At 73.0% G+C, this 6,906-nt stretch carries 7 protein-coding genes; 2 read left to right on the plus strand and 5 right to left on the minus strand.

The features are described from left to right. Nucleotides 1-4 precede the first annotated feature (4 nt). The 3 genes from AB0A94_RS36775 to AB0A94_RS36785 form a co-directional block, all read right to left on the minus strand. Complete coding sequence (locus AB0A94_RS36775; protein ID WP_361751134.1) at nucleotides 5-919, minus strand: SDR family oxidoreductase; 915 nt, start codon at nucleotides 917-919, stop codon at nucleotides 5-7. A 101-nt stretch (nucleotides 920-1,020) separates the two neighbouring features. Continuing rightward, nucleotides 1,021-1,650 carry an MBL fold metallo-hydrolase gene (locus AB0A94_RS36780; protein ID WP_361751136.1) on the minus strand — a complete coding sequence of 210 codons (630 nt, stop codon included), beginning with the start codon at nucleotides 1,648-1,650 and terminating at the stop codon, nucleotides 1,021-1,023. Next, nucleotides 1,650-2,735, minus strand: a complete 1,086-nt coding sequence (locus AB0A94_RS36785) for an S-(hydroxymethyl)mycothiol dehydrogenase (protein WP_361751138.1) — start codon at nucleotides 2,733-2,735, stop codon at nucleotides 1,650-1,652. Before AB0A94_RS36785 ends, AB0A94_RS36780 begins: the two co-directional genes overlap by 1 nt. A 134-nt stretch (nucleotides 2,736-2,869) precedes the next feature. Here AB0A94_RS36785 and AB0A94_RS36790 point away from each other — a divergent pair, with 134 nt between their 5' ends. Next, nucleotides 2,870-4,624, plus strand: a complete 1,755-nt coding sequence (locus AB0A94_RS36790; RefSeq protein WP_361751140.1) for an ABC transporter ATP-binding protein — start codon at nucleotides 2,870-2,872, stop codon at nucleotides 4,622-4,624. Between the two features lie 123 nt (nucleotides 4,625-4,747). Beyond that, the gene (locus AB0A94_RS36795) at nucleotides 4,748-5,113 is read left to right on the plus strand and encodes a nuclear transport factor 2 family protein (RefSeq protein ID WP_361751142.1); all 366 of its coding nucleotides are present in this window, start codon (nucleotides 4,748-4,750) and stop codon (nucleotides 5,111-5,113) included. 20 nt (nucleotides 5,114-5,133) lie between these two features. Here the strand turns inward: AB0A94_RS36795 and AB0A94_RS36800 are convergent, their stop codons facing one another. Then, complete coding sequence (locus AB0A94_RS36800; protein WP_361751144.1) at nucleotides 5,134-6,126, minus strand: CU044_5270 family protein; 993 nt, start codon at nucleotides 6,124-6,126, stop codon at nucleotides 5,134-5,136. Then, nucleotides 6,119-6,664, minus strand: coding sequence for a sigma-70 family RNA polymerase sigma factor (locus AB0A94_RS36805; protein WP_361751146.1), 546 nt, complete (start codon nucleotides 6,662-6,664; stop codon nucleotides 6,119-6,121). The genes AB0A94_RS36800 and AB0A94_RS36805 overlap by 8 nt, the downstream gene beginning before the upstream one ends. Nucleotides 6,665-6,906 lie beyond the last annotated feature (242 nt).

Genomic DNA, 6,906 nt, shown 5'->3' on the forward strand with positions numbered 1-6,906 from the left:
GGGATCAGCGGTAGCCGGTCACGTCCGCCGGCTTGCCCGCGTCCTGCACTTCGACGAGATAGCGCCAGGCGTCCGGGCGGCTGCCGTCGAGGTCGGTGAAGCCGTACTCCCGGGCGAGGCCGCCGCTGGAGAGGGAACTGCCGTTGAAGCGGGCCACGTCCGGGTCGGCGGCGAGGGCGGTGACGGCCCGTCCGACGTAGCGCGGGGTCTCGGAGATGGCGAAGTGGGGGACGTTGTCGAGGGCGTCGCGCCAGTTGTCCTCGCGTACCCCGAAGTGGTCGAGCATGATCTCCGAGCGCAGCCAGCCCGGGGTGAGGGCGACGGCCGTGGCGCCGCGCGGGCCGAGTTCGTGGCCGAGGGCGAACGCCATGCGCAGGACGGCGGACTTGGCGAGGTCGTAGAAGAAGGAGACGCGGTAGTGGTCGCGGTTGTAGTCGGCGGTGCCGTCGGTGACCTCGACGACCAGTCCGCCGGGGTGGCGCAGCAGCAGCGGCAGCGCGTGGTGGCTGGTGATCGCGTGGGTCTCGACGGCGAGGCGGAGCAGGCGCAGGCCCTTGTCCAGGTCGTGCTCCCAGACGGGTGCGTCCCAGTCGAAGAGCGTCTCGCCGCCCCAGATGTCGTTGACGAGGACGTCCAGGCGGCCCTGTTCACCGTCGATCCGGTCGACGAGTGCCTTCACCTGCCCCGGTTCCAGGTGGTCGGTCGGCACCGCGATGCCCCGGCCGCCCGCCTCGGTGACCAGGTCGGCGGTGTCCTCGATGGTCTCGGGGCGGTCGTACTCGGAGCGGCGTTCGCGGGTGGTGCGGCCCGTGACGTACACGGTCGCGCCCGCCGCCCCGAGTTCCACGGCGATGCCCCGTCCGGCGCCCCGGGTCGCCCCGGCCACCAGCGCGACCCTGCCCTTCAACTGCTCCGACATGTACGGCCTCCCGTCAACGGCTCTCTGCTGTCGCTCCGAGCGTGACGGGTAAGCCGGACATCTTCTGTCACCTTTTCGCGCCGGTCACCCGGGCGGGCCGCTCAGTGGCCCCGGGCGATCCATTCCTCCAGGTGCGGGGCCTCCGCGCCGATGGTGGTCGCCTCGCCGTGGCCGGTGAGGACCTTCGTCTCGGGCGGGAGGGTCAGCAGCCGGTCCCGGATCGAGTCGATGATCGTCGGGAAGTGGGAGAAGGAGCGGCCGGTGGCGCCCGGACCGCCCTGGAAGAGGGTGTCGCCGGTGAACACGGTCCCCAGCCCCGGGTCGTACAGGCAGACCGCGCCGGGCGCATGCCCAGGGGTGTGCAGCACGGTGAGGTCGGCGCCGGCGGCCTCGATCACCTGGCCGTCGACCAGCCAGGAGTCGGGGTCGCGGTCGGGGTGGGTCTGCTGCCACAGGTGCAGGTCGTCGGGGTGCAGCCAGATGGTGGCGCCGGTGCGCTCGGCGAGGGCGGGCGCGGCGTCGATGTGGTCGTTGTGGGCGTGGGTGCACACGATGGCGGTGAGGCGCCGGTCCCCCACCGCCTCGGCGATGGCGTCGGCGTCGTGGGCGGCGTCGATGACGATCGCCTCGTGGTCGTCGCCGACGATCCACACGTTGTTGTCGACGTCCCAGGTGCCGCCGTCGAGGCTGAACTGCCCGGAGGTGACGAGTCGTTCGATGCGGGCGGTCATCACAGCACCACCACCGAACGCAGCACGTCGCCGCGGTGCATCCGCTCGAACGCCTGCTCCACCTCGTCGAGTCGGATGGTCTCGGTGACGAACGCGCCCAGGTCCAGGCGGCCCTGGAGGTGGAGGTCGATCAGCATCGGGAAGTCGCGGGAGGGCAGGCAGTCGCCGTACCAGGAGGACTTCAGGGAGCCGCCGCGGCCGAAGACGTCGAGCAGCGGCAGTTCGAGCTTCATCTCCGGGGTGGGCACGCCGACCAGGACGACCGTGCCGGCCAGGTCACGGGCGTAGAAGGCCTGCCGGTAGGTCTCGGGGCGGCCGACGGCCTCGATGACGACGTCGGCGCCGAAGCCGCCGGTGAGTTCGCGGATCGCCTCGACGGGGTCGGTCCCGCGGGAGTTGACGGTGTGGGTGGCGCCCATGGAGCGCGCGGTCTCGAGCTTGCGGTCGTCGATGTCGACGGCGATGATCTTCGCCGCTCCGGCGAGCCGGGACCCGGCGATCGCCGCGTCCCCGACGCCGCCGCAGCCGATGACGGCGACGGAGTCGCCCCGGCCGACGTTCCCGGTGTTGATCGCGGCGCCGATGCCGGCCATCACCCCGCAGCCGAGCAGTCCGGCGACCTGCGCGGAGACGGCGGGGTCGACCTTGGTGCACTGTCCGGCGGCGACCAGGGTCTTCTCGGCGAAGGCGCCGATGCCCAGGGCCGGGGAGAGCTCCGTGCCGTCGGTCAGGGTCATCTTCTGCTTCGCGTTGTGGGTGTCGAAGCAGTACCAGGGGCGTCCGCGCAGACAGGCGCGGCACTTCCCGCACACTGCACGCCAGTTGAGGATCACGAAGTCACCGGGCGCGACGTCGGTGACGCCGTCGCCGACCGACTCGACCACGCCCGCGGCCTCGTGGCCGAGCAGGAAGGGGAAGTCGTCGCTGATCCCGCCCTGCTTGTAGTGCAGGTCGGTGTGGCACACCCCGCAGGCCTGGACCCGGACGACCGCCTCACCGGGGCCGGGGTCGGGCACGACGATCGTCTCGATCCGCACCGGCTCGTCCTTGCCGGGTGCGATCACGCCGCGTACTTCCTGCGCCATGCTGCTGACTCCTTCATCTGCGCGTTTCCGTCCCTCCGACCCTACGCGGGAATGATCGCTTCCGCCGCCCGCCGTGCGGCGGGGGCGCCCCCGCGACGTAGCCTGGACCTCCGACCGACGCCGAGGGGGGCGACGTGAGCATCGCGGCAGAGGAATCCGGTCCGCCCGCCTGGCGGCTGCTCCTCGGATATGTACGACCGCACCGGTGGGCCCTGCTGGGCGGTGCCGTGCTGTCCCTGATGACCGGGGCGACGGGGCTGATGCTGCCGCTGGTGGCGCGGGACCTGATCGACGACCTCTCGGACGACCGGGCGATCACCGGCGCGCTGCTGCTGATGTCGGCGCTCGTGGTCGCCAACGCCGTGCTGGGGGCGCTGGGTTCGTACGTGCTGCGGCGCACCGCCGAGTCGGTGGTGCTCGGGGCGCGGCGCTCGCTCTCGTCGTATCTGCTGCGGCTACGGATCACCGCCGTGGACCGCAGTGAGCCGGGTGATCTGATGGCCCGCATCACCTCCGACACCACCCTGCTGCGCGAGGTGACCACGGACTCGCTGGTCGGTCTCGGCACGGGCGGGCTGACCCTGATCGCGACCGTGGTGCTGATGGGTTTCGTGGACCCGGTGCTGCTGGGCGTCACCCTGGGTGTGATCGCGCTCGCGGGCACGGTGCTGGGGGTGATCGTGCCGCACATCAACCGGGCCTCCCGGCAGGCGCAGGACGCGGTCGGTGCCATGGGGGCCTCGCTGGAGCGGGTGCTCGGCGCGCTGCGCACGGTCAAGGCGTCCGGTGCCGAGCCGCGCGAGGAGCGCGCGCTGCACGAGGCCGCGCAGGAGTCGTGGCGGCAGAGCGTGCGCGCCGCCAAGTGGTCGGCCGCGGCCGGCAACACGGCCGGGCTGGCGATGCAGATCGCGTTCATCACGGTGCTCGCGGTGGGCGGCGCGCGGGTGGCGACGGACGCCATCGACATCGGGACGCTGGTGGCGTTCCTGCTGTTCGTGTTCTATCTGATGGCGCCGATCCAGCAGGTCGTCGGCGCGCTCACGCAGTACCAGACGGGCAGCGCCGCCCTCGCCCGGATCCAGGAGGCGCTGCGGCTGCCCGCGGAACCGGCCGCCGGGCCCGCGCGGCTGCCCGACAGCGGCACGGCGCCCGCCGCGCTCGCCTTCGAGGACGTCCGCTTCCGGTACGCCGACGACCTGCCGTACGTCCACCACGGGGTGACGTTCACCGTGCCCGCGCGGGGCATGACGGCGTTCGTCGGTCCGTCCGGCGCGGGCAAGACCACCGTCTTCTCCCTCATCGAGCGGTTCTACGACCCCGACTCCGGCGTGATCACGCTCGACGGACGTGATCTGGCCGACTGGGAGCTGCCGCGGCTGCGGGCCGCGATCGGGTACGTCGAGCAGGACGCGCCGGTGCTGTCGGGCTCCCTGCGGGACAACCTGCTGCTGGGCAACCCCGAGGCGGACGACGGCACCCTGACGCGGGTGCTGAAGACGACCCGGCTCGACGGTCTGGTGTCCCGGCTGCCGGACGGCCTCGACACCCTCGTCGGGCACCGCGGCACCAAGCTGTCCGGCGGTGAGCGCCAGCGGGTCGCCATCGCCCGCGCCCTGCTGCGCCGCCCCCGGCTGCTGCTGCTCGACGAGGCCACCTCGCAGCTCGACGCGGTGAACGAGGCGGCGCTGCGCGACACCGTCGCCGACGTGGCGCGCACGACGACGGTCCTGGTCGTCGCGCACCGGCTGTCCACGGTGACGGCGGCCGACCGGATCGTGGTGATGGACGCGGGCCGGGTGCGGGCCGTCGGCACGCACCGCGAGCTGGTGACCGCCGATCCGCTGTACGCGGAGCTGGCGGCCACGCAGTTCCTGGCGACGGCCGAGTGAGCGGCGCCGGGCGGCGCGGGGGTCTGGCTTGCCGTGCCCGGCGGGCCGGAGGACGCTCGTAGGAGGGGCCGTCCCGGCCCGCCGGAGGCCCGGGCCGCGGCCCCTCGGAGGAGGTGGGTCACCATGACGACCGCGGCACACCCCGTCTTCGGCGCCGACACCCTGCGCCGGGGCATCAAGGCGGACACGTCGGCGACGCTGGTGTCGCTCTACGCGGACGACGCGGAACTGCGCATCGTGGACCGCAACACCCAGCCCAGCCACCCCAAGGTCCTGCACGGCCGGGACGAAATCGCCGCCATGCTCGACGACGTCTACAGCCGCGACATGACGCACTCCCTCGAGGCGTGCGTCGTCCAGGGCGATCACGCCGCCTACTGCGAGAGCTGCCGGTACCCGGACGGGGTGCGGGTGCTGTCGGAGTCGATGCTCACGCTGCGGGACGGGAAGATCACCGGGCAGGTGATGATCCAGGCCTGGGACGAGTAGGAACGCCGGTACGGAGGTGATCAGCTCAGCCAGGCGCTGTACTGCATGACGTCGCCCGCCCGCACACCGTACTCGGGCTGGTCGGTGGTGAACGTCTGCTCCAGGCCGAGGACGGCACCCGTGGACGGGTCCAGGATCAGCATGTGGCGGATGCCGGAGCCGTCGTCGTACACGTAGGCCTGGCCGGGCCGGCCCAGCCGGTCCGTCACCCCACCCACCGGCCGCAGTCCTTCGGCGTCCGCCAGCAGCCGGGCGAGCGCGGCGGACTCGCGGGCGCCGAGCGTCCAGTGGTCCAGCAACTGAACGGTGGCGTCGAGGAGTTCGGGCGTCGTCCGGATCTCGCCGTGCACCGCCTCGGTGAGGTAGGCGCGCAGCCGGCCGGTGTGGTGCGGCGGGCGCGCGGCGGGCGGGGCGTCGCTCCAGCTCGGCGGGAAGGTCTGTCGGCTGATCACCTGTCCGTCGCCGACGAGGCGCGGCTCGCCGTCCTCGTCGGTGAGGACGGGCCGGCCCGGGTACCGGGGGTCGGTGGCCACGACGAGTTCGGTGTGCCGGCTGTCCGCCGTCCAGCGCACGATGCGCTCCTCGGGCAGGGTGACCGGCGGCTCGGTGTCGTTCATGCCCAGGCTCCACGACCGCACGTGCGTGCCCTTGCGCAGTGCCGGGGTGCCGTCGGCCGCGGCGGTCGCGGCCCGCTCGGCGAGCCGGTCCAGGGGGACGGGCGTGGAGTCGGCCAGGACGGCCAGCGGGCGGGGCGCGGCGATCGCGGGGGTGGCGGCGGGTCCGCCGAGCAGCAGGACGGAGGTGAGCGCGGCGACGGCCGCGACGGCGGCGAGGGCCCAGACCCGCCGGAAGCGGCCTCCGGGCGGCAGCGGGATGCGCCGTCCGGTGCTCCGGTCGTCCAGCAGCCGGCCGAGCAGGCGTTCCGCGCGGTGGTCGAGGGGGCCGTCGCCGAAGTGGGGGCCGTCGTCCGGCACCGGGTCGGCGCGGCGCAGCAGGTCGAGTTCGTCAGTCATGGCCGTGGTCCTTGGAGGCGTTCGCGTCGGCGAGTGCGGGGCACAGTCGGTCGATCTCGGCTCTCAGCCGCCGGCGGGCGCGGTGCAGCCGCATGGTGGCGGCCCGCCGGCCGCAGCCGAGGGCGACGGCGACCTCGTCGATGCCGAGTTGCTCCCAGGCGGTCAGGCGCAGCACCTCCTGGTCGCCGGGGGTGAGCCGGGCCAGCGCCTCGTGCACCCAGTCGCCCGGCGTCTCGGTGCCGGGGCCGGACACGACGTGCCGACGGTGGGCGGTGTGGTCGTTGCCGAGCCGGTCGACGAGCCGCCGCCGGCGCCCCTGGCCGCGTACCGCGTTGGCCAGGCAGTTGCGTGCCACCCCGTACAGCCACGGCAGCGGGGAGGCCGGCAGGTCCGCCCGGCGCCGCCAGGCGACCGTGAACACCTCCGCCACCACTTCCTCCACCTCGCTCGTACGCCCGTCCAGTCGCCGCGCGACATAGCGGCTGACCGCCCAGTAGTGCTCGCGATAGGCAGCGGCGAAGATCTCGTCGTCGCTCATGTCCCGTTCGTGTCCGGCTCCCCCGTGATCGTCACAGCCGTGTGCCGTGATCCATGTCGCATCCTTTGAGTGTGACCGGCGCGCGGGGCGCGGACACAGGCGGGTCGTGAAAAGCATCGACGGACTCAGGGGCCGCAAGGGCCTCACGTGGCTGACGACCACGGACCACAAGACGATCGGCACGCTGTATCTGGTGACGTCGTTCGTGTTCTTCATCATCGGTGGCGTCATGGCCCTGGTGA

Source organism: Streptomyces sp. NPDC044984 (genome assembly GCF_040646935.1).
Lineage (GTDB): Bacteria > Actinomycetota > Actinomycetes > Streptomycetales > Streptomycetaceae > Streptomyces.